22 protein-coding genes and 1 riboswitch are annotated in these 19,840 nt (G+C 58.4%); of the genes, 13 read left to right on the top strand and 9 right to left on the bottom strand.

Annotated elements, in window-relative coordinates; translation table 11 throughout:
* The first annotated feature begins 196 nt into the window (after positions 1 to 196).
* A complete protein-coding gene (locus AAEZ03_RS23570) occupies positions 197 to 649 on the top strand; it encodes a hypothetical protein (protein WP_350581927.1) in 453 nt (150 codons plus the stop codon).
* A gap of 75 nt (positions 650 to 724) precedes the next feature.
* Here AAEZ03_RS23570 and mqo read toward each other — a convergent pair whose 3' ends face one another.
* Both mqo and AAEZ03_RS23560 read right to left on the bottom strand, forming a co-directional pair.
* Positions 725 to 2,233 carry a malate dehydrogenase (quinone) gene (gene mqo, locus AAEZ03_RS23565; protein ID WP_153335298.1) on the bottom strand — a complete coding sequence of 503 codons (1,509 nt, stop codon included), beginning with the start codon at positions 2,231 to 2,233 and terminating at the stop codon, positions 725 to 727.
* Positions 2,234 to 2,934: 701 nt separating this feature from the next.
* Positions 2,935 to 3,168, bottom strand: coding sequence for a hypothetical protein (locus tag AAEZ03_RS23560; protein WP_048367239.1), 234 nt, complete (start codon positions 3,166 to 3,168; stop codon positions 2,935 to 2,937).
* 158 nt (positions 3,169 to 3,326) lie between these two features.
* Here AAEZ03_RS23560 and AAEZ03_RS23555 point away from each other — a divergent pair, with 158 nt between their 5' ends.
* The gene (locus AAEZ03_RS23555; protein ID WP_153335299.1) at positions 3,327 to 3,911 is read left to right on the top strand and encodes a YajG family lipoprotein; all 585 of its coding nucleotides are present in this window, start codon (positions 3,327 to 3,329) and stop codon (positions 3,909 to 3,911) included.
* 60 nt (positions 3,912 to 3,971) lie between these two features.
* On the opposite strand, the gene AAEZ03_RS23550 is transcribed toward AAEZ03_RS23555, so the two are convergent.
* Complete coding sequence (locus AAEZ03_RS23550) at positions 3,972 to 4,178, bottom strand: hypothetical protein (protein WP_048367237.1); 207 nt, start codon at positions 4,176 to 4,178, stop codon at positions 3,972 to 3,974.
* Between the two features lie 154 nt (positions 4,179 to 4,332).
* A complete protein-coding gene (locus AAEZ03_RS23545; protein WP_173430615.1) occupies positions 4,333 to 5,496 on the bottom strand; it encodes a 1-acyl-sn-glycerol-3-phosphate acyltransferase in 1,164 nt (387 codons plus the stop codon).
* Between the two features lie 107 nt (positions 5,497 to 5,603).
* Between AAEZ03_RS23545 and AAEZ03_RS23540 the strand changes: the two genes are divergently transcribed.
* The 4 genes from AAEZ03_RS23540 to AAEZ03_RS23525 are packed head-to-tail and all read left to right on the top strand — an operon-like array spanning position 5,604 to position 7,597.
* A complete protein-coding gene (locus AAEZ03_RS23540; RefSeq protein WP_153335300.1) occupies positions 5,604 to 5,786 on the top strand; it encodes a CPXCG motif-containing cysteine-rich protein in 183 nt (60 codons plus the stop codon).
* A 12-nt stretch (positions 5,787 to 5,798) separates the two neighbouring features.
* On the top strand, positions 5,799 to 6,059 hold the full coding sequence (locus AAEZ03_RS23535; RefSeq protein WP_048367234.1) for a putative signal transducing protein: 261 nt from the start codon (positions 5,799 to 5,801) through the stop codon (positions 6,057 to 6,059).
* 45 nt (positions 6,060 to 6,104) lie between these two features.
* Positions 6,105 to 6,731, top strand: coding sequence for an SOS response-associated peptidase (locus AAEZ03_RS23530; RefSeq protein ID WP_048367233.1), 627 nt, complete (start codon positions 6,105 to 6,107; stop codon positions 6,729 to 6,731).
* A gap of 47 nt (positions 6,732 to 6,778) precedes the next feature.
* Positions 6,779 to 7,597, top strand: a complete 819-nt coding sequence (locus AAEZ03_RS23525) for a M48 family metallopeptidase (protein WP_123751345.1) — start codon at positions 6,779 to 6,781, stop codon at positions 7,595 to 7,597.
* A 117-nt stretch (positions 7,598 to 7,714) separates the two neighbouring features.
* Here AAEZ03_RS23525 and AAEZ03_RS23520 read toward each other — a convergent pair whose 3' ends face one another.
* From AAEZ03_RS23520 to AAEZ03_RS23510, 3 genes are all read right to left on the bottom strand, one after another.
* On the bottom strand, positions 7,715 to 8,299 hold the full coding sequence (locus AAEZ03_RS23520) for a TMEM165/GDT1 family protein (protein ID WP_278938399.1): 585 nt from the start codon (positions 8,297 to 8,299) through the stop codon (positions 7,715 to 7,717).
* 91 nt (positions 8,300 to 8,390) lie between these two features.
* A riboswitch (yybP-ykoY riboswitch) is annotated at positions 8,391 to 8,512 on the bottom strand.
* Between the two features lie 49 nt (positions 8,513 to 8,561).
* On the bottom strand, positions 8,562 to 9,560 hold the full coding sequence (locus tag AAEZ03_RS23515; protein WP_350581920.1) for a methyltransferase: 999 nt from the start codon (positions 9,558 to 9,560) through the stop codon (positions 8,562 to 8,564).
* A 31-nt stretch (positions 9,561 to 9,591) separates the two neighbouring features.
* Complete coding sequence (locus AAEZ03_RS23510) at positions 9,592 to 10,557, bottom strand: 2-hydroxyacid dehydrogenase (RefSeq protein ID WP_048389933.1); 966 nt, start codon at positions 10,555 to 10,557, stop codon at positions 9,592 to 9,594.
* An 80-nt stretch (positions 10,558 to 10,637) separates the two neighbouring features.
* Here AAEZ03_RS23510 and AAEZ03_RS23505 point away from each other — a divergent pair, with 80 nt between their 5' ends.
* From AAEZ03_RS23505 to AAEZ03_RS23490, 4 genes are all read left to right on the top strand, one after another.
* Positions 10,638 to 11,267: a LysE family translocator gene (locus AAEZ03_RS23505; RefSeq protein ID WP_048389931.1), complete on the top strand. Its 630-nt coding sequence runs from the start codon at positions 10,638 to 10,640 to the stop codon at positions 11,265 to 11,267.
* A 181-nt stretch (positions 11,268 to 11,448) separates the two neighbouring features.
* Positions 11,449 to 13,215: a DUF1302 domain-containing protein gene (locus tag AAEZ03_RS23500; RefSeq protein ID WP_350581918.1), complete on the top strand. Its 1,767-nt coding sequence runs from the start codon at positions 11,449 to 11,451 to the stop codon at positions 13,213 to 13,215.
* Positions 13,216 to 13,246: 31 nt separating this feature from the next.
* Positions 13,247 to 13,888, top strand: a complete 642-nt coding sequence (locus AAEZ03_RS23495; RefSeq protein ID WP_350581916.1) for an MBL fold metallo-hydrolase — start codon at positions 13,247 to 13,249, stop codon at positions 13,886 to 13,888.
* 113 nt (positions 13,889 to 14,001) lie between these two features.
* A complete protein-coding gene (locus tag AAEZ03_RS23490; protein WP_048367221.1) occupies positions 14,002 to 14,718 on the top strand; it encodes a YiaD family glycine zipper/OmpA-like lipoprotein in 717 nt (238 codons plus the stop codon).
* Positions 14,719 to 14,826: 108 nt separating this feature from the next.
* Here the strand turns inward: AAEZ03_RS23490 and AAEZ03_RS23485 are convergent, their stop codons facing one another.
* A complete protein-coding gene (locus AAEZ03_RS23485) occupies positions 14,827 to 15,261 on the bottom strand; it encodes a Z-ring associated ZapG family protein (protein WP_048367220.1) in 435 nt (144 codons plus the stop codon).
* A gap of 139 nt (positions 15,262 to 15,400) precedes the next feature.
* On the opposite strand from AAEZ03_RS23485, the gene AAEZ03_RS23480 reads away from it, so the two are divergent.
* The 3 genes from AAEZ03_RS23480 to zapE all read left to right on the top strand — a co-directional run bounded on the left by AAEZ03_RS23480 (position 15,401) and on the right by zapE (position 18,601).
* Positions 15,401 to 16,036, top strand: coding sequence for an alpha/beta hydrolase (locus tag AAEZ03_RS23480; protein WP_350581914.1), 636 nt, complete (start codon positions 15,401 to 15,403; stop codon positions 16,034 to 16,036).
* Between the two features lie 23 nt (positions 16,037 to 16,059).
* On the top strand, positions 16,060 to 17,415 hold the full coding sequence (locus AAEZ03_RS23475) for a tryptophan--tRNA ligase (protein ID WP_048367217.1): 1,356 nt from the start codon (positions 16,060 to 16,062) through the stop codon (positions 17,413 to 17,415).
* Positions 17,416 to 17,506: 91 nt separating this feature from the next.
* Positions 17,507 to 18,601, top strand: a complete 1,095-nt coding sequence (zapE, locus tag AAEZ03_RS23470; RefSeq protein ID WP_123751349.1) for a cell division protein ZapE — start codon at positions 17,507 to 17,509, stop codon at positions 18,599 to 18,601.
* 81 nt (positions 18,602 to 18,682) lie between these two features.
* On the opposite strand, the gene AAEZ03_RS23465 is transcribed toward zapE, so the two are convergent.
* Positions 18,683 to 19,579: a GlxA family transcriptional regulator gene (locus tag AAEZ03_RS23465; protein ID WP_173430618.1), complete on the bottom strand. Its 897-nt coding sequence runs from the start codon at positions 19,577 to 19,579 to the stop codon at positions 18,683 to 18,685.
* Positions 19,580 to 19,840: the final 261 nt, after the last annotated feature.

Raw genomic sequence — 19,840 nt, 5'->3', positions numbered from 1 at the left:
AGCTTGCCTCGCGATCTTTCAGACGATCAAAAGATCGCGAGGCAAGCTCGCTCCTACACCGCTATATAAGCACCAATAAAGACACTTCCTACCTAACCTGCGCATTTTGCGACGGGGTGTTTTTGTGTGGGCGAACAATACTCAAGGGTGCCCAAAAGGACTTTGGGCTGTCTTTTAACTTGAAGGGAATCGAACCATGACTCGCCTTAACGATGTGATAAAAACATTGGTCTTTGGAGCAGGGCTTATCGCTTTGGGCTCGGCTGCCTTGGCGGCTGATGAGGTGCTGGAGGTAGAGGTGTTTAATGCCAGCGCCCATGCCATCACGCCAGGAGATGATTTTTCATGGCGGGAAGACCCGGACAACGCCGGGCATGACTTTGTAGTAGCACCCAAGTCCAGCCAGGAGCTGATGTATTACCTGCCCGTCGCCAGAGGCGCAGAAGCATTTACCTATCGTCAGGGCGAGCAGGCCTGTCACTTCGGTTTTGGCCACCTTGCGCCGGGTGAGGCAACCCTCAACCGCTGGGCCAAGGCCAAGTCAACGGGGGCGGTTGCAGCCACGTGTGCGGCTGAACTGATTGCCGTGCCGGACGATGACGAATTTATACGCAATGGCGGCACACGGGTGCTGTTCACGATGGGCTAGATCTTAAGCCAACAAAAAGCCCCTGACCCGGAAGGGCAGGGGCTTTGGGTGGCCAATCAATGCGCCAGCGTTGGGTTACGCGAGTTGAGTATCAGCCTTTTTTGGCTCAACCAGTTCCAGCAACTCGGAGGTGCGGGTACTGATTTCGCGATACAGCTCGGCGTCGGTCTCCAGAGTCTTTTCCCGTGCCGGGAAAATTTCCTTGAGTCGCGCAGCCCACTCGCCGGTGGCTTTTTGCGCAAAGCAGCGCTCGATCAGGTCCAGCATGATCGACACGGTCACCGATGCACCGGGTGACGCACCCAGCAGGGCGGCCAGCGAGCCATCTTTGGCGGCAACCAGTTCGGTACCGAACTGCAACACGCCGCCTTTTTTCGGGTCTTTCTTGATGATCTGAACCCGTTGGCCGGCCACTTCCAGGCGCCAGTCTTCAGCCTTGGCCTGTGGATAGAAGCGACGCAGGGATTCCAGACGCTCTTCCATTGTCTGGCGCACTTCACTGATCAAGTACTTGGTCAGGTCCATGTTGTCGCGGGCAACGGCCAGCATCGGGCCGATGTTACCCAGGCGGATCGACATTGGCAGGTCAAGGAACGAGCCGTGCTTGAGGAACTTGGTGGTGAAGCCGGCATAAGGTCCGAACAGCAGCGATTTTTTGCCGTCAACCACACGGGTGTCCAGGTGTGGAACCGACATCGGTGGCGAACCTACGGCCGCCTGGCTGTATACCTTGGCCTGGTGGTGCTTGACCACTTCCGGGTTGTCGCAACGCAGCCATTGGCCACTCACCGGGAAGCCGCCGTAACCTTTGCTTTCTTCGATGCCCGAGGCTTGCAGCAATGGCAAGGCCGCGCCGCCAGCACCCAGGAACACGAATTTGGCATCGACGTGGCGAGTGCTGCCGCTGTTGATGTCTTTGATGCTGACGGTCCAGCCGCTGCCATTGCGCTTGAGGCCAGTGACTCTTTTGCTGTACTTGATCTGCGTGCCTTCAGCGCTGGCCAAGTGCTTGAGCAATTGCTGGGTCAAGGCGCCGAAGTTAACGTCAGTCCCGTGCTGGACGCGGGTGGCCGAGATCACCTGGTCCGCAGGGCGACCCGGCATCATCAGCGGCATCCACTCAGCCATTTTGGCTTTGTCTTCGGTGTATTCCATGTCGGCAAACGCATGGTGCTTGCTCAGCACGTCAAAGCGTTTTTTCAGAAAGGCCACACCTTTTTCGCCTTCGACATAGCTCAGATGAGGTACTGGGCTAATGAAGGACTTGCACGAACCGAAGGTCCCTTGTTGGGCCAGGTGGGCCCAAAACTGCTTGGACACTTCGAACTGGGCATTGATGTGCACCGCTTTTTTGATGTCGATCGAGCCATCAGCCGCTTGCGGCGTGTAGTTCAATTCGCACAAGCCAGCGTGGCCGGTGCCTGCGTTGTTCCACGGGTTGGAACTCTCTGCAGCACCCGAATCCATCTGCTCAACAACTTCCAGCGTAATACCAGGGTCGAGCTCTTTGAGCAGCACGGCCAAGGTGGCACTCATGATGCCCGCTCCAACCAGTACTACGTCGACTGCTTCGTTATGCGCCATTAACGCGTCTCCAAAATCTACGGCACCTAATTGACGGCATAGCTGCCAGGTGTACCAAGGCCTGTTTTAGATAGGGGCTCTGGTCACTCATGACAAGGATCGCCATGTCCGATTCATCGCAATTTCTTGCAGCTTCAGCGGACGCCGCCAACCGGGCCTTCAAGGTTCATATGAACGCATTTCAGTGCTCGGGAGGCAATTCGACTTAAGGTCAAGAGCGTCCGTTTGTGCAACCCAATCCGTAAGCGGACAGGCTTTCAGTCCCGTGCTCTGGAGCCGATCAAGTTCCTGCTGGGTGAGGATGTTGCAGACGCTAATGGTGCTTGTTCAGACGCAAAACTTTTCATTTGCTCGCCACACTCTTGTGAAGTTGTGAAAACCCGTTTTTTTCACGCTCTCTTGAAGACGTGAACCTCAAAAAAGGGCTACCGCTACTGGCGCGCGCGTATGCACGCACAGGCCGAGCAACATGGCAGCTCTGGCAGATCGGGCAAAGGCGCAGATTGGTGTTGGAAACAGCAAGCTGCCAGCTTCACATGATCTGTGTGGGCGGCTCTCTGTGGGCGGTACGAAGGAGCTAATAAAAGCACATTAGCGATGCTGCGAGGCCCGATCAGGAGACGTCCTTATAATCGGGGGGAGATTGTAGCGAAGAAACGTGGGCAATTGATCCTGTTAAATGACTTTTCTTGGTGCGTCTGTCAGAGGCCGAGTGCGGGTAGCACCGCTGAACGCGTTGCCCGCGCAGGCATACGGGCGCTGGCAGGTAGTACCTGGTGCAACCAGTTGAGGCGAATTTCTTCGATCTCGACCCAATTGTCGCCGACCGGCGGTTGTTTGCACTGTTTAAAAGCCTGGCAGCGGCCCATGGAGTCCAGGCGTGCGTAGCAGCGATGAGGTTGCAGAAACGAGAATAACGACCATGACCTGTTCATGGGGAGCACCTGTTGAGTCAGTAGGTCAAACATTACCGGTGGGTCGTGACATGACGATGTATCGGCCATGACAAGGTGGTGACAGCAAGCGGCTGGTGACCGCAGGTACAGCACCGCTATACTGGCGTCCGGTTTTATCCAGTCCTGGAGAGATGAGCATGTTGCAACGCCTGTTGTTCGGTTTGATCACTGTGACCAGTTTGACTCTGGTCGGCTGCGCCCACAGCCCGCAACAACTCAGTCCGCAGCCTAAACTGACCAAACAACTCGCGCCTGTCGGCCGTGGTCAGCCTGTGGTCGTGCGCGTGGTGGATGGTCGTCCTTCGCCAACCCTGGGCACTCGCGGTGGCATGTACCCGGAGACCAGCTCGATCAACGTCAGCAGCGCCGATGTGATCCCCAAGCTGCAAGCTCAGGCCGAAGCCGCTGTGCGTTTGCTGGGCTACACCCCGACGGCCAATGGCGGGAACGCGCCGCAATTGACCGTTACCTTGTCTGAACTCAAGTATCAGTCGCCTAAAGACACCATGTACGTGACCGAAGCGACCATCGGTGCGGCCTTCCGCTCTGACGTGCGCAATGGCGGCCGTTCTTACAGCGGTCGCTACAGCGCCTCGCTGGATCAGCGTTTCGGCATGGCACCGAATCAGGAAACCAACACCAAGCTGGTCAGCGACGTGTTGAGCGATGCCCTGACGCGCGTATTCGAAGACCCGTCGGTCGGTCGTTTGCTCGGCGAGTAAACATCGATCCACAAAAAAGCCCGAACGGCTTGAGTTCGGGCTTTTTTGTGTCTGGCAGGTTCATGCAGCCTCGGCGTAGGGCTCAAGGCGGCTGATGCCGGTGAGCAGGTCCAGCTCGGGCAGGTCGGCATGGGTGTGACCGCTGAGCGCACAATAGACCAGCCAGTGACGATCTTGGACGTTGAAGGAAAAGCTCTCGATCAATGCCTGTTGTTCATCACTCGGGGCGATCAGATAGAGGCGGTCCTGGTTTTCAGCGTGCAGCATGACAAGCTCCGTGTCAGTGTCGAGGGGCCACAGAGTGGCCTCTCTTCATGACGATACGGTGACAGGGCAATTTAGGCCGGTTGTCATGTTTTGCCAGAGGCTGGCGTGCCTTGCGATCTTTTAAAGATCAAAAGATCGCGAGGCAAGCTCGCTCCTACAGCGGCAAGCCTGCTTTGACGCGGTACTGGTTGCGCACCGGCATTGCGTATTGCAGCACCAGATACGGGCGATGCTCGGCAGGGCAGGCGTCGAGGCGGCGTTGCCATTCTTGCTGGGCCTTGGCCAGTTCTTGCTCCGGGAAGACTTCGGCTGCGCTCGGCACCTGCAATTGCGGGTCTGCATCGGCCCACTGGGCATACGCCAAGTAGTGCGCCGGGAACAGGCGGTAGCCGGTGAGGATGTGGCGGTCCATTTCGGTGGCCAGCAGCTTGCTGTCCTCGAACGCTTCGCTGATCGGCGCCGCAAAGTTTACGTGCACACGGCCTTTGTAGCCGGTGATGCCGTTGGCAATGCTGGTGTCGTCTTCGCCGGGGGCTTTGCTGTAAGTGCCCGTGGTCGCGCGGATGTAAAGCTCGCGAGCCTTGGCCTGGTCGCACGGGTCGTATTCGTAGCTGATCGACACCGGGGTGAGGTTCAGTGACTGAATGACCTCGGCGAAAGGCTCGTTTTTACGGCTCATGTGAAACATCTTCAAGATCGCCGAGTCGGTGCGGTCATCGCCGTCTTTGGCGCGGCCTTCCGCCTGGGCGATCCAGATGGATTGGCCGTCGTTGCGAATCGAGTGGTTGATGTACGCCGACAGCAGTTGGTACGCCGCCAGCTTTTCACGGCGCCCGGTGATCGAGCGGTGCACGATAAAGCTTTTGTTCAGGCGCATCAGGTCGCTGACAAAAGGCTTTTGCAGTAGGTTGTCGCCAATCGCGATGCGCGGGGTTGGCAGGCCTGCGTGGTACACGGCGTAGTTGACGAAGGCCGGGTCCATCACGATGTCGCGGTGGTTGGCCAGAAACAGGTAGGCGGTGCCCGACTTCAATTGCTCGACGCCGGTATAGGTCACGCCGTCTGTGGCATGCTCAATGGTGCGGTCGACGTACACCTCGACCTTGTCTTGCAAGCTCGCGACCGATGTCACGTTCGCGAACTCTTTGCGCAGGCGATGCGCTATAAGGGGTTTTAACAGCCAGCCGAATGCACCCGCCAGGCGTGGAAAGCGAAAGTGGGTGAGGATATCTAGAAAAGCCTTGTCACTGAGCAGTCGCGCCAGAACAGCCGGGACTTCAGTGTCACTGTAAGGTCGGATGGTATCGAATTCGCCCATCATGTTCTCTTGTTGGAAGCGGCTAGGATTAATACACAGGGCAGGACAAAAATAGGGCCCTGCTAATAGACCGGCGATTATACGCATAAGTCACTCTGGAGACCGCGATGCTTGAAACTGAGAACTACGATTGCCCCTATTGCGGCGAGCCAGGCGAAGCTGTGCTTGATCTGACGGGGGGCGATCAGCAGTACATTGAAGATTGCGCGGTGTGTTGCCGGCCGATTGTGTTTACGCTCCAGACCGACGGCCAGGAGTGGATGCTCGATGTACACAGTGAAAACGAGTAGCAGGCAGGTGATATGCAGCGAATCTACGAGCCGGAAAATTTGATGGAAGCTGAACTTTTACTGGGCATGCTTGCCAGTGAAGGCATCGTTGCGTGCTTGCAGGGGCGTGACCTGGTGGGCGGTACGGGCGAGTTGCCAGCCTTGGGCTTGCTGGGGTTGGCGGTCGCCAATGAGCAAGCGTTACAGGCACGCGAGTTGATCGATGCGTACAATGGCGCCTCGCCGCTGGCGGGTGATGAGCCTGAAAGCTTTGCGGGTGTACTGGACTGCTGAGCAGCCTTTTTTCACTGTATCTATATAGAAGAGTTGTGCAGCCCCATGTGTGGACGTTTTGCCTTGTTTCGTTGGAGCCCTGCCTTTGCAGCCTTGCCCGGGTTCCCGGCGGACCAGCAGGCCCAATGGAACATTTCACCCAACGACTCGGTGTTGATCCTGCGCGCAGGCCAGGAGCCCGGGCAGCGAGAGCTGGCGCGGGCGCGTTGGGGGCTGACGCCGTCGTGGATGACCGACCTGTCGCGCACGCCTGCCCATGCCCGTGCCGAAACCCTGGCGGAACAGCCGATGTTTCGCGAGGCTTTTCGCCAGCGGCGCTGCCTGATTCCGGCCAACGGCTTTTATGAATGGCGGGGCACTGCGCGCAAGCGGCCTTATTGGCTGACGCCGGGGGTGGGTTCGTCGCTGTTTTTTGCCGGGATCTGGGAGGCGTATCCGGTCGAAGGGCATGTGTGGCTGAGCACTGCCGTGGTGACCCAGGCGGCGGCTACTCAGCGTCGTCCTTTAATACTTGATGAGGCCGGGCAGCAAGCCTGGCTTGATCCCGAGACGCCGCTGCCGGCCTTGCAAGCGCTGCTCGCCAGCCCGCAAGCCGCGTTGCGCGAGCGGCCCTTGGCCAATCTGGTCAACGATCCCAAACTCAATGCGCCTGAGTGCCTGACGCCGGGTTGAGATACGATGCGCGCCACCTTTATGGACCGTCTTTATGGAGAGCCTCGATGGGTAAGTTAGCGGTAATGTGCGCGCTGGGCGCAGGAGTGTTGCTCAGTGGCTGCCAGGCGGTGAACACCACCCAGGGCGGCGCGGTGGGGGTTGAGCGCAAGCAGTACATGTTCAGCATGCTGTCGAGCCAGCAAGTTGACCAAATGTACGCACAGTCCTACCAGGAAACCGTCAGCACGGCCAACGCCAAAGGAGTGCTGGACAAAACCAGTGCCAACGCCAAGCGCCTGCAGGCCATTGCCAATCGGCTGATTGCCCAGGCGCCGGTGTTTCGCCCGGATGCCGCGCAATGGAACTGGGAGGTCAATCTGATCAAGAGCGACGAACTCAACGCCAACTGCGGCCCTGGCGGCAAGATCATTTTCTACAGCGGGATCATCGAACAGCTCAACTTGAGTGACGACGAGATTGCGGCGGTCATGGGCCATGAAATTGCCCACGCCTTGCGCGAACACGGGCGTGAGTCCATGTCCAAGGCGTACGGTGTCGAGATCGCCAAACAGGGCGCGGGCGCCTTGCTCGGCTTGGGCCAGGACAGCATGCAACTGGCCGATACCGTGGTTAATTACAGCCTGACGTTGCCCAACAGTCGCAGCAATGAAAACGAAGCAGACCTGATTGGCCTGGAGCTCGCGGCGCGTGCGGGTTACAACCCGAACGCCGCGATTACCCTGTGGCAGAAAATGGGCCAGGCTTCGCAAAACTCGCCGCCTGAATTCATGAGTACCCACCCGGCCTCCAGCAGTCGGATTGCCTCGCTGGAAGCGGCGATTCCCAAGGTGATGCCGCTGTATCAACAGGCCCCGAAAACCTGAGGCGTGCAGGCCTTGTGTGGGAGCGGGCTTGCTCGCGATACGGCGGGCGCGGTCTGAATCATTGATCGCGGTGATGCCATCGCGAGCAAGCCCGCTCCCACGGTAATCAGGGGCCGGCTACACCCAGCCGCTCGTCACCATGGCGTTGTATACGGCCACCAGAGCCAGCACGAAGAACGCGGTCGCTGCCAGGCGACGGATCAGGGTCAGGGGCAGTTTGTCGGCAGCAAAGTTACCGGCCAATACCACCGGCACGTTGGCAATCAGCATGCCCAGGGTGGTGCCGATAATCACCAGCCACAAATCCGGGTATTGCGCCGCCAGCATCACGGTTGCGACCTGGGTTTTGTCGCCGATTTCGGCAATGAAGAACGTGATCAGCGTCGTGACAAACGGGCCGTATTTGCGCGCGGTGCTGGCTTCGTCGTCGTCCATTTTGTCGGGCACCAGGGTCCACAGTGCCGTCGCGGTAAAGCTCGCGGCGAGGATCCAGTGCAGCATCACATCGGTGAAGAACGTACTGAACCAGGCGCCAACGGCACCGGCTGCAGCATGGTTGGCAAGGGTCGCGACGATGATGCCGGCGATGATGGGCCAGGGCTTGCGAAAGCGCGCGGCCAGAATGAGGGCGAGCAATTGCGTCTTGTCACCGATTTCGGCCAAGGCAACGATTGCAGTTGGAATGAGTAAGGAGTCGAGCATCATCAGGTAATTTTCCAGGGGCGGGTCGACACGGCTATGACACGTACAGCCTTCCCGCCCCGGGTAAGGTGTTCGTGTCATAGGTCTTGTCAAACCCTGGTCCGTCTGTGCGGACGCCTGGGTCGCATGCGCCATGGTCTGTTGACCAAGTATGTTGACGCATGCCGGACGAGCGTGTTGCTCGTGGGAGACTACTCCCCTAGGACGGAGCGGATTCTGCCTAGGCAAATCCGATCCGGCAAGCCCTGTTTTTCAAAAACTGTCAGCGACGCTTCGCACTGTAGATCCGAAAACCCTGTCCTTCAGCCTTGACGGCGCAGTGCCCGAATTGCTCTTCGATCAGCGGTTGATAGCGCAGGAAGCTATTGGCCACAAGTCGGATTTCGCCACCTGTTTTCAGATGTTTGACCGCTTTTTTCAGCAAGTTTTCGGTCGCGTGATAATCGGTGTGTACGCCGACATGGAACGGCGGGTTGCTCAAAATGGCATTCAAACCCATCGGCGCAGCGTCGATTCCGTCACCGGTAATAACCTCAGCTTCCAGACCATTGGCAGCCAATGTCAGACGGCTGCTGGCGGTGGCGAAGGCGTCGACATCGAGCAGGGTGACGCTGTTATGAGGATAACGACGCTTGACCGCTGCACCGAGCACGCCCGCGCCGCAGCCAAAGTCCAGCAGATGGCCGCTGGGCAGCTTATCCAAGTGTTCAAGCAACAAGGCGCTGCCGCGATCCAGGCGGCCATGGCTGAAAACTCCCGGCAAGCTGACGACTTTCAACGGGCCTTCGGCCAGTTCCAGCTCGTAATGCTGTGCCAGTTGCTCAAGCACCGGGGTTGCCGGGGCGTTGTCGACGGTGACTTGCCAGAGTTGGCAATGCCGCGCGCTGTCGAGCTTGCGCGGCTTACCGAAAGGGATGAGTTGCTTGGACGCGCCCTCAATGCCGCCTTTCTTTTCGCCGACCAAAAACACATCGGCGCCGGGCAGGCGAGCGGCCACGGCCTTGAGCACGTAATCGCTCAGTTCCTTGGACTTGGGCAGGAACACCACAGCGGTGTCGAAGGCCCGCTCCGGGACTTCGACGCCAAAGTGCACGCGCCTGGCAAAGCGCGCATCGAGTGCCGCCTGATCGCCCGCGTGCCAGCACCAGCCGTGGGCATCGGGCAGCGCGTTGAGCAATTCGTCAGCCGGTAAACCGACTAACAGTACCGAACCCTGAAAGTAATCAGGCTGACGAAGCAGTACTTCACTGCGCGGATCCATACTCTGCTCCTCAAAAAAGGAGCGCAGTTTATCAACTGACGACGCGTAGCGCTGTACCGCTGAAGAAGGCTTCGGCGTTTTGCGTGAGTTGGTTGACGATTCTCTGCCGCGCCTCACGGCTGCCCCAGGCGCTGTGCGGGGTAATGATCAGGCGCGGAATGTCATCGGCCAGCAGCGGGTTGCCGTCGCGTGGCGGTTCGACGCTCAACACGTCGGTGGCCGCGCCGCCCAAGTGGCCGCTGCGCAGGGCATCAGCCAGCGCCTGTTCATCAATCATGCCGCCACGCGCGGTGTTCACCACAAACGCGCCGGGCTTGAGCAACGCCAGTTCGCGGGCACCAATAAAGTGGCGCGTGTGTTCGTTGAGCGGGCAGTGAAAGGTCAGGGCGTCGACCTGTGGCAGCAACTCGTCCACCGTCAGGCGGTCGGCGCGGGCCGGGCGGCCGGGAATCTGCCCGATCAGCACGTTCATGCCGAAAGCTTCGGCCAGTTTGGCCACTGCACTGCCCAGCTCGCCATGGCCAAACAGGCCAAGGGTTTTGCCTTCCAGCTCAACAATCGGGTAGTCCAGCAGGCAGAACTGCTTGGCCTGCTGCCATTTGCCGTCGGCCACGGCCTTGTTGTAATCGACCAGCCGTGTGGCCAGCGCCAGCAGCAGGCCGAGCGTATGTTGCGCCACCGATGGCGTGCCGTAGCCCTGGCAGTTGGCAACGGTGATGCCATGCGCGCGCGCAGCTTCAAGGTCCACGTTATTGGTGCCGGTGGCAGCGACCAAAATCAGCTTGAGGTCCGGGCAGGCGGCGAGGGTGGTGGCGTTGAGCAGGATTTTATTGCTGATGACGACGCTGGCGCCCTGCAAGCGCTCGATGATGTTGTCTGGCGTGGTGTCTGTGTACAACTGCAGCTCGCTGAACGCATTGCGCAGGGGGCTGAGGTCAAGATCGCCGAGGTCAAGAGACGGGTGATCAAGGAAGACTGCGCGGTGAGTATTCGTCATCAACTGTACCTTTTGTGCTGTCGAGTGAAGGCGTAAGGTGTCGAGCCTAACAGAAGAAACAATTTGTAATGGAGCCGTGCATGTATTGGACAGAATTTTTGACTGTCGCCTTGATTCACTTGTTGGCTGTGGCCAGCCCGGGGCCGGATTTTGCTGTGGTCGTGCGTGAAAGCGTGACCCACGGTCGACGTGCGGGGATGTTTACCGCGCTGGGCGTGGGTTCGGCGATTTTCCTGCATGTGGGGTATTCGTTGCTGGGTATCGGGATCATTGTGTCGCAGTCGATTGTGCTGTTTAACGCGCTCAAGTGGTTGGCGGCTGCGTACTTGTTGTACATCGGCTTCAAGGCCCTGCGCGCCAAGCCTGCGGACCCTGCCGCTGTTGCTGCGGCGTTGCCGGTGGGTGAGCGCACCGCGCGCGGCGCCTTTACTTCGGGCTTTGTGACTAACGGGCTGAACCCCAAGGCGACGTTGTTTTTTCTGTCGCTGTTTACCGTTGTGATCAACCCGCACACCCCGCTGGCGATCCAGGCCGGTTACGGCGTTTACCTGGCGGTGGCGACGGGCGTGTGGTTTTGCATCGTGGCGATGTTGTTCAGCCATCAGCGCGTGCGCACCGGTTTTGCCCGCATGGGCCACTGGTTTGACCGCACCATGGGCGCGGTACTGGTCGCGCTTGGCGTGAAACTGGCCTTCACCGAGATGCATTGACCGCACCACCGTCTGTAGGAGCGAGCTTGCCTCGCGATCTTTTCAGCTATCAAAAGATCGCGAGGCAATCGAGCGTCGACCGGCTGCTCCTACAGAGGCTTGGTTGGTAGATGATCTTGTCAAATTCTGGTTTTCCTTCATCCTTGCGGGCTTATTGCAGCGTGCGCACGGAGAAGTATCAATGCCCTCAGTCAGCCGGTTCTGGTGCCGAGCCAAACTGCCCTTGGCAGTCAGCCTCGCCTCGGTGCTCGCCGGGCCCGCCTGGGGCGTGAGCTTTAACATTGGCGAAGTCGAAGGCCAGTTGGACTCCGAACTGTCCATCCGCGCCAGTTGGTCCACCGCCAAGGCTGACAGCAAATTCATCGGCGCCAACAATGGCGGTAAAGGTCACTCTGAAATCTCTGACGATGGCCGTCTCAATTTCAAACGCGGCGAAACCTTTTCGAAAATTTTCACCGGCATTCACGGCCTGGAACTGAAGGTCGGCGACAGCGGCCTCTATGTGCGCGGCAAGTACTGGTACGACTTTGAGCTGCAAGACGACAGTCGCCCCTTCAAACCCATCAGTAACAGCGGTCGCCGAGCGTCGGCGCAGTCGGCCGGCACGCAACTGCTGGACGCCTACGTCTATCACAACTACGCGATTGGCGATCAGCCAGGGTCGGTGCGTGTAGGCAAACAAGTGGTCAGTTGGGGCGAAGGTGAGTTTATCGGCGGTGGGATCAATACGATTAACCCCACGGACGTTTCCGCTTATCGACGCCCCGGCAGCGCTTTCAAAGATGGCCTGGTCCCGGTCAACCTGTTCTACGTTTCACAAAGCCTGACCGACAACCTGTCTGCCCAAGCCTTTTATCAGCTCGACTGGGAACAGTCCGAAGCCGATAACTGCGGGACGTTCTTCTCGCAATCTGACGTGATGGCCGATGGCTGCAGCGGCAATTACCGGGTGATGAGCAAGCGCTCTGCACTGAATGTCGCCGACCTTGCCGCGCTGACCTCGGCGGGAGTCGAGGTGAACGAGGAGGGCGTGCTGGTGCGTCGCGGGGCTGATCGTGATGCGCGCAACAGCGGGCAATTTGGCCTGGCCCTGCACTACGTGTTTGAGCCGCTGGACACCGATTTTGGTGCGTTCTTTATGAACTACCACAGCCGTGACCCGATCCTCAGCGGTCGTGCGGCGTCGCAATCGGTGTACAACACTGCCTCCGGTGCGGGCAGCCTGGCGCCGATGATCGTGGGCGGCAACGCCAGCTACTACGTTGAATACCCCGAAGACATTCGCCTGTATGGGTTGAGCTTCAACACCACGTTATCCACAGGCACGGTCTGGAAAGGCGAACTGAGCTACCGCCCCAACGCGCCGGTACAACTCAACAGTAACGACCTGCTGTACGCCAACGTGACCCTGTTGCCCGGCCTTGCCGATGCGTCCCCCCTGAGCGTAACGCCGGGTGCTGATAACCAGGGATATCGGCGCAAAGAGATCAGCCAGTTCCAGACCTCTTTGCGGCACATCTTCGACAACGCCATGGGTGCTGATCGGCTGACGCTGACCGGCGAGGTCGGAGTGATCCACGTCGGCGGGCTGGAAAGCAGTGCACAGGCGCGCTACGGGCGTGACCCGGTGTTTGGTTCTGACGGCCACGACGGCTTTACCACGGCCAATGCCTGGGGCTATCGTGCCCGTGCGGTGTGGGACTACAACAAAGTCTTGCCCGGCCTCGACCTGAAACCCAACCTGGGCTGGTCCCATGACGTCAGCGGCTACTCACCGGGCCCGGACAACACCTTCAACGAAGACCGCAAGGCCATCAGCCTGGGCATCGATGCCGAATACGAAAACACCTACTTGAGCAGCCTGTCGTATACCAACTTCTTTGGCGGGCGTTACAACACCCTCAGCGACCGCGACTTTGTGGCGTTGAGCGTGGGGCTGAAGTTTTGAGCGGTTTTAAACAGATTTGGAAGCCTGAACCATGAGCACAAAACCCACCCTCATCCGTGAAACCTTCCCCGTCGGGCCGTTGCAATGCAACTGCACGATCATCGGTGATCCGGTGACTAAAAAAGCCATTGTGGTGGATCCGGGTGGCGATCATGAGTTGATTCTGGCGCGTCTGGAAAAGCTGGGTTTGCAGGTGGTGAGCATCATCCATACCCATGCGCATCTGGATCACTTTTTGGCGTCGGGTCAGCTCAAGGAAAAAACCGGAGCTACGCTGCATTTGCACAAGGAAGACCAGTTTTTGTGGGACAACCTGGAGATGCAATGCGGATTGTTTGGCGTGCCGTATACGCCGGTGCCGCCACCTGATCGCTGGCTGGCCGACGATGAAGAGTTGGCCTGTGGATGCGGTGTTGCACTGCACACGCCGGGGCATACGCCTGGGTCCATGAGTTTTTGGTTTTCTGAGTCTAAGCTGTTGATCGCGGGCGATACGCTGTTTCGTCGCGGCGTTGGGCGCACGGATTTATGGGGCGGTGATCAGGCCACTATCGTGCGTTCGATCAAGCAGCGGCTGTATACGCTGGATGAGGACGCCACCGTGGTGACCGGGCATGGCCCGGATACTCGTCTAGGCGATGAAATGCGGGAGAACCCGTTTGTTCGCCCTTAAACAGTGCTTAAACAAGATGTAATGGAATTTTTACCGTTGGTCGTGTTCCAACGTTCCACAGAGGTCTACTGCCAGCGGCCTTTGACCCAGAAAGATTAAGTAGGAGCTTCACCATGTTTATCTCGCGTCGTTTGATTGTTGCTGCAAGTGCGATTGCCTTGTTGGCCGGCTGCGCCTCTCCTAACCCTTATGACAACCAGGGCCAGGCCTCGTCGGGCATGAGCAATACCGCCAAGTACGGTGGTCTGGGTGCCTTGGCCGGTGCTGTTGCCGGTGCTGCCATTGACCACAACAACCGTGGCAAGGGTGCGCTGATTGGCGCTGCGGTCGCGGGTCTGGGGGCTGCAGGCTACGGCTATTACGCTGACAAGCAAGAAGCCGCACTGCGCGCCAGCATGGCCAACACCGGCGTTGAAGTGCAGCGCCAAGGCGACAACATTACCCTGGTGATGCCGGGCAACATTACGTTTGCCACCAGCTCTGCGAACATTGCGCCAAGCTTCTATCAACCGCTTAACAGCCTCGCCAATTCGCTAAAGCAGTTGAACAACCAGCAGCAGATCCAGATCGTGGGTTACACCGACAGCACCGGTAACAACGCTTTCAACCAGCAGTTGTCGCAACAGCGTGCGCAAAGCGTTGCAACGTATTTGACGTCGCAGGGCGTCAGCGGTCAGTACCTGTCGGTGATCGGTAAAGGCCCGGCAGACCCGATTGCCAGCAACGCCACCCCGGACGGTCGAGCTCAGAACCGCCGTGTACAAATTACGCTGATGCCGATTCCGGGCATGAACTACCAGCAGCAGGGTCAGGTTCAACAGTACCCGTAACGTGGCAGGTTGAGTTCGCAGCCTTGGTTGCGACGCCAGCGCCCACTAAAAAAGCCCCGCGATCATTGCTGATCGCGGGGCTTTTTGTTGAGCGTCTGGCCGGGTGAATTACTTCTTCAGGCCGTAGTGCTCATCGAGCATGCCGGGGGCGTTCGGGCTTTTTGGCGCGTAGTCCTTTGGCGGCTCGGAGCTGTGCGGCGGGGTCAGGCGCTCGCGGTGCGGTTGTGGGGCTTCAGAGTGCAGGGCAGCCAGCAGACGTTGGCGTGTTTGCTCGTCCAGGGCCAGGCTGTTGGCGCCCTCGGCGAGGTGATCTTGTACTTCCTGGTAGCTCTGGGTGAGTTTCTTCACCAAATTGGCAGTGGTGTTGAAGTGGGTAACGACTTCACCCTGATAGTTATCAAAACGTTCCTGGATATCGTCCAGCTGACGCTGCGTGCGATTAGGCGCGGCGTTCGGCAGCAGACGAGCGACCAGAAAACCAATGACGACACCGGCAACCAGAGCCAGGGTCGGCAACAACCAAATTAAGAGCGAGCTTTCCACGAGTCCTTCCTCTATAAACGGCTTTGCTTTACGTTAACGGCTCGGACCTGCGCTGTATACCGCGATGCACTCGCAAATATGCCAGACAGAATCTATCAGCTAGACGTGTCGACCCACTTTGAGGTCACGGAGTTCCTTCTTGCTTACCCGCGAAACCCCCGTAGTGATTGATGGCCCGGTTGGCCAATTGGAAGCTTTATACCTCGATTCTGCTGAGTCGCGCGGCCTCGCGCTGCTGTGCCATCCCAACCCGGTGCAGGGTGGGACGATGATGAATAAAGTGGTCTCGACCCTGCAGCGCACTGCGCGCGATGCGGGTCTTGTTACGTTGCGATTCAATTATCGTGGCGTGGGCGCCAGTGCCGGCAGCCACGATATGGGCACCGGCGAAGTCGACGATGCGTTGGCGGCTGCCCGTTGGTTGCGTGCCCAATACCCGGATCTGCCGCTGACCCTGTTGGGGTTTTCATTCGGCGGTTTTGTCGCCGCCAGCCTGGGCGGGCGACTGGAGGCGGAAGGTGTGAAGCTCGCACACCTGTTTATGGTCGCGCCTGCGGTGATGCGTTTGCGTGATGAAGATGCGCTGCCACAGACGTGCCCGATCACGGTTATCCAGCCTGAAACCGACGAAGTGATTGATCCGCAATTGGTTTATGACTGGTCAAAAGACCTCTCGCGCCCCCATGAGCTGCTGAAAGTGGCAGAATGCGGACACTTTTTTCACGGCAAGCTGCCCGAACTCAAAGAATTGGTAGCGCCACGCCTTTTGAATTGATACAGCCTGATAAGCGATTACCCATGACCACTCGTACTCGTATCCTCACCGGTATCACCACCACCGGCACGCCGCACCTGGGCAATTATGCCGGTGCTATCCGCCCGGCAATCCTTGCCAGCCGTGACAGCAACGCCGACTCGTTTTACTTTTTGGCCGACTATCACGCCCTGATCAAATGTGATGACCCGCAGCGCATTCAGCGTTCGCGTCAGGAAATCGCAGCCACTTGGCTGGCGGGCGGTCTGGATGTTGAGCGTGTGACGTTCTATCGCCAGTCTGATATCCCGGAAATCCCGCAGCTGGCATGGTTTCTGACCTGTGTGGCGGCCAAGGGCCTGCTTAACCGTGCGCATGCTTACAAAGCGTCGGTAGACAAGAACCTGGAAAACGGTGAAGACCCGGATGCGGGCATCACCATGGGCCTGTACAGCTACCCGGTGCTGATGGCCGCGGACATCTTGATGTTCAACGCGCACAAAGTGCCGGTGGGTCGTGACCAGATCCAGCACGTTGAAATGGCCCGTGATATCGGTCAGCGCTTCAACCACTTGTTCGGCAATGGCAAAGAGTTCTTCGCCATGCCTGAAGCATTGATTGAAGAAAGCGTGGCGACCTTGCCTGGTCTTGACGGTCGCAAGATGTCGAAAAGCTACGACAACACCATTCCGTTGTTCACCAGCGCCAAAGACATGAAAAGCGCGATCTCGCGGATCGTAACCGACTCCCGTGCGCCGGGCGAAGCCAAAGATCCGGACAACTCGCACTTGTTCACCTTGTACCAGGCGTTCTCGACGCCTGAGCAGTCGGCTGAGTTCCGCAGCGAGCTGTTGCAGGGTTTGGGCTGGGGTGAGGCGAAAGACCGTCTGTTCAAGCTGCTGGACGCTGAGTTGGGCGAAGCGCGCGAGCGTTACCACGACCTGATGTCGCGCCCTGCAGACATGGAAGACATTCTTAAGACCGGCGCGCAAAAAGCCCGTGCGATCGCAACGCCATTTTTGGATGAACTGCGCGAAGCCGTGGGCCTGCGTTCGTTTGAGAACGCTGCGCAAACCACGGCGGCAAGCAAAAAGAAGGCCGCCAAAGGCCCGCGTTTTGTCAGCTTCCGCGATGAAGACGGCAGCTTCCGTTTCCGTCTGTTGAGCGCTGATGGCGAGCAGTTGCTGCTGTCGCGCAGCTTCGCCGATGGCAAAACGGCGGGCCAGGTGACCAAGCAGTTGCAATCGGGTGAAGCGCTGGATGTACGCGCTGACGGTTTGAGTTTCAGCGTTTGGCTGGACGGTGCGAGTGTTGCCGACAGCCCGGCATTTGCCGATGACGCAGCACGTGATGCGGCAATCGAAGCGTTGCGCCTGGCTTTGGTGCCTGCGCAAGACTGACAAACTGCGACGTTTCGTCCCAGGTTTGATTGCCATTCCCCCGGGCCGTCGCTAAAGTGTCGGCCCGTTTTTGTTGCCCAGCTAGCGAATTATGACGCCTCTAGAACGATATCAAGCTGATCTGAAACGCCCGGACTTCTTCCACGATGCCGCGCAGGAAAACGCTGTGCGTCACCTGCAGCGTCTCTATGACGACTTGGTCGCGTCTTCGCAGAGCAAGCCTGGCCTGCTGGGCAAGCTGTTTGGCAAAAAAGACATCACGCCGGTCAAAGGCCTGTATTTTTGGGGCGGTGTGGGCCGGGGCAAGACTTACCTGGTGGATACGTTCTTTGATGCCCTGCCGTTCAAGCAGAAGGTGCGTACGCACTTCCACCGCTTCATGAAGCGTGTGCACGAAGAAATGCGCACCCTCAATGGCGAGAAAAACCCGCTGACCATCATTGCCAAGCGCTTTGCCGATGAAGCGCGGGTGATCTGTTTCGACGAATTCTTTGTGTCGGACATTACCGACGCCATGATTCTCGGCACCCTGATGGAAGAGCTGTTCAAGAACGGCGTGACCCTGGTGGCGACCTCCAACATCGTTCCGGACGGTCTGTACAAGGATGGCCTGCAACGTGCCCGTTTCTTGCCGGCCATTGCGCTGATCAAGCAGAACACCGATATCGTCAACGTCGACAGCGGTGTCGATTACCGCTTGCGCCATCTGGAGCAAGCCGAGCTGTATCACTTCCCGCTCAATGAGGCCTCAGAAGCGTGCCTGCGCGAGAGCTTCAAAGCGTTGACGCACAACTCCACGCGGGCGGTCGAGAACGATGACCTGGTCATCGAGAATCGCACCATTCGTGCGTTGCGTACCTGTGATGATGTGGCCTGGTTTGATTTCCGCGAGTTGTGCGATGGCCCGCGTAGCCAGAACGACTACATTGAGCTGGGCAAGATCTTCAATGCCGTGATCCTCAGCGGTGTCGAGCAAATGGACGTTAAAACCGACGACATCGCGCGTCGTTTTATCAACATGGTCGACGAGTTCTACGACCGTGGCGTCAAGCTGATCATCTCGGCTGAAGTCGAGCTAAAAGATCTCTACACCGGTGGTCGTTTGAGCTTCGAGTTCCAGCGTACGCTGAGCCGCTTGCTCGAAATGCAATCCCACGAATACCTGACACGGGCGCACAAGCCTTAATGTGTTGCCGGGCTTTGGGCTTGGCTCGCGATCTTGTGATTATCAAAAGATCGCGAGGCTAACTCGCACCTGCAATGGGAGTCAGGCGGCTTGTTGGAACTGTTGTCGGTATTGGTTGGGCGACAGTTCGGTGTGCTGGCGAAACAGCCTCGCAAAGAAGCTGGCGTCGTCATAGCCCACGTCGTAGCTGATGGTTTTGATGCTTTTGCGGGTGGCAGACAGCAAGCCCTTGGCGGTTTCGATGCGCAAGCGCTGCAGGTAATGCAGGGGTTTGTCCCCCGTTGCGATCTGGAAGCGGCGCATGAAATTGCGGATGCTCATGCCGTGTTCACGGGCCACGTCTTCGAAACGAAACTTGTCGGCAAAGTGCTCTTCGAGCCAGTGCTGAATCTGCAAAATAATCACGTCTTGATGCAGCTTTTGCCCGCCGAAGCCAATGCGCCCCGGTGAGTAGTTGCGTTGCACTTCATACAGAATGTCGCGGGCCACGGCCTGAGCGATATTTGCGCCGCAGAAACGCTCAATCAAATAGATGTACAGGTCACAGGCCGAGGTAGGACCGCCCGCGCAATACAGGTTGTCGGCGTCGGTGAGGTGCTTGTCCTGATTGAGGTGCACCTGTGGGAAACGTTCGGCGAAGGTGTTGAAAAAACGCCAGTACGTCGTGGCTTCTTTACCGTCGAGCAAGCCGGCTTCTGCCAGCCAGAACACCCCGGTGGCGGCCGCGCACAGTACGGCGCCGCGTGCATGTTGCTCGCGCAGCCATGGCATGACCTGCGGATAGCGCTGGCACAGGGTGTCAAAGTCGCCCCAGAAGGCGGGGAGAATGATGATGTCAGCGTCATCCAGGCCGCCATCGACGGGCAGCAACACATTGCTGAAACTGCCTACGGGCAGGCTGTCGGGGCTGACGAGACGGGTTTCAAAGCTGGCATTGAAGCCTTGGCCCAATTGTTTACCGTGGCGCAGGCTGGCCAGGTGAAAGAAATCCTTGGCTTGCATCAGGGTAGAAGCGAACACCTGATCCGTGGCCAAAACGCTGACGCGCCGCAAGGGCGTGGAGAGTTGAGTAGACATGGTTTGATTATTCTTATAGGTGAAATTGGTCAACTTACGGCTGGATCGTCTTATGTTTTTTCCTGTGTGTCTAGGGGAGGGGGAGTTAAACCGCTGTGTAGGGGCGAGCTTGTCTCGCGATCTTTTAAAGATCAAAAGATCGCGAGACAAGCTCGCTCCTAC

The sequence above is a fragment of the Pseudomonas sp. HY2-MNA-CIBAN-0224 genome (assembly GCF_040310285.1).
Lineage (GTDB): Bacteria > Pseudomonadota > Gammaproteobacteria > Pseudomonadales > Pseudomonadaceae > Aquipseudomonas > Aquipseudomonas helleri.
Note: the sequence above shows the minus strand (reverse complement) of the source record. Positions and strands in the feature narration are given on the sequence as shown.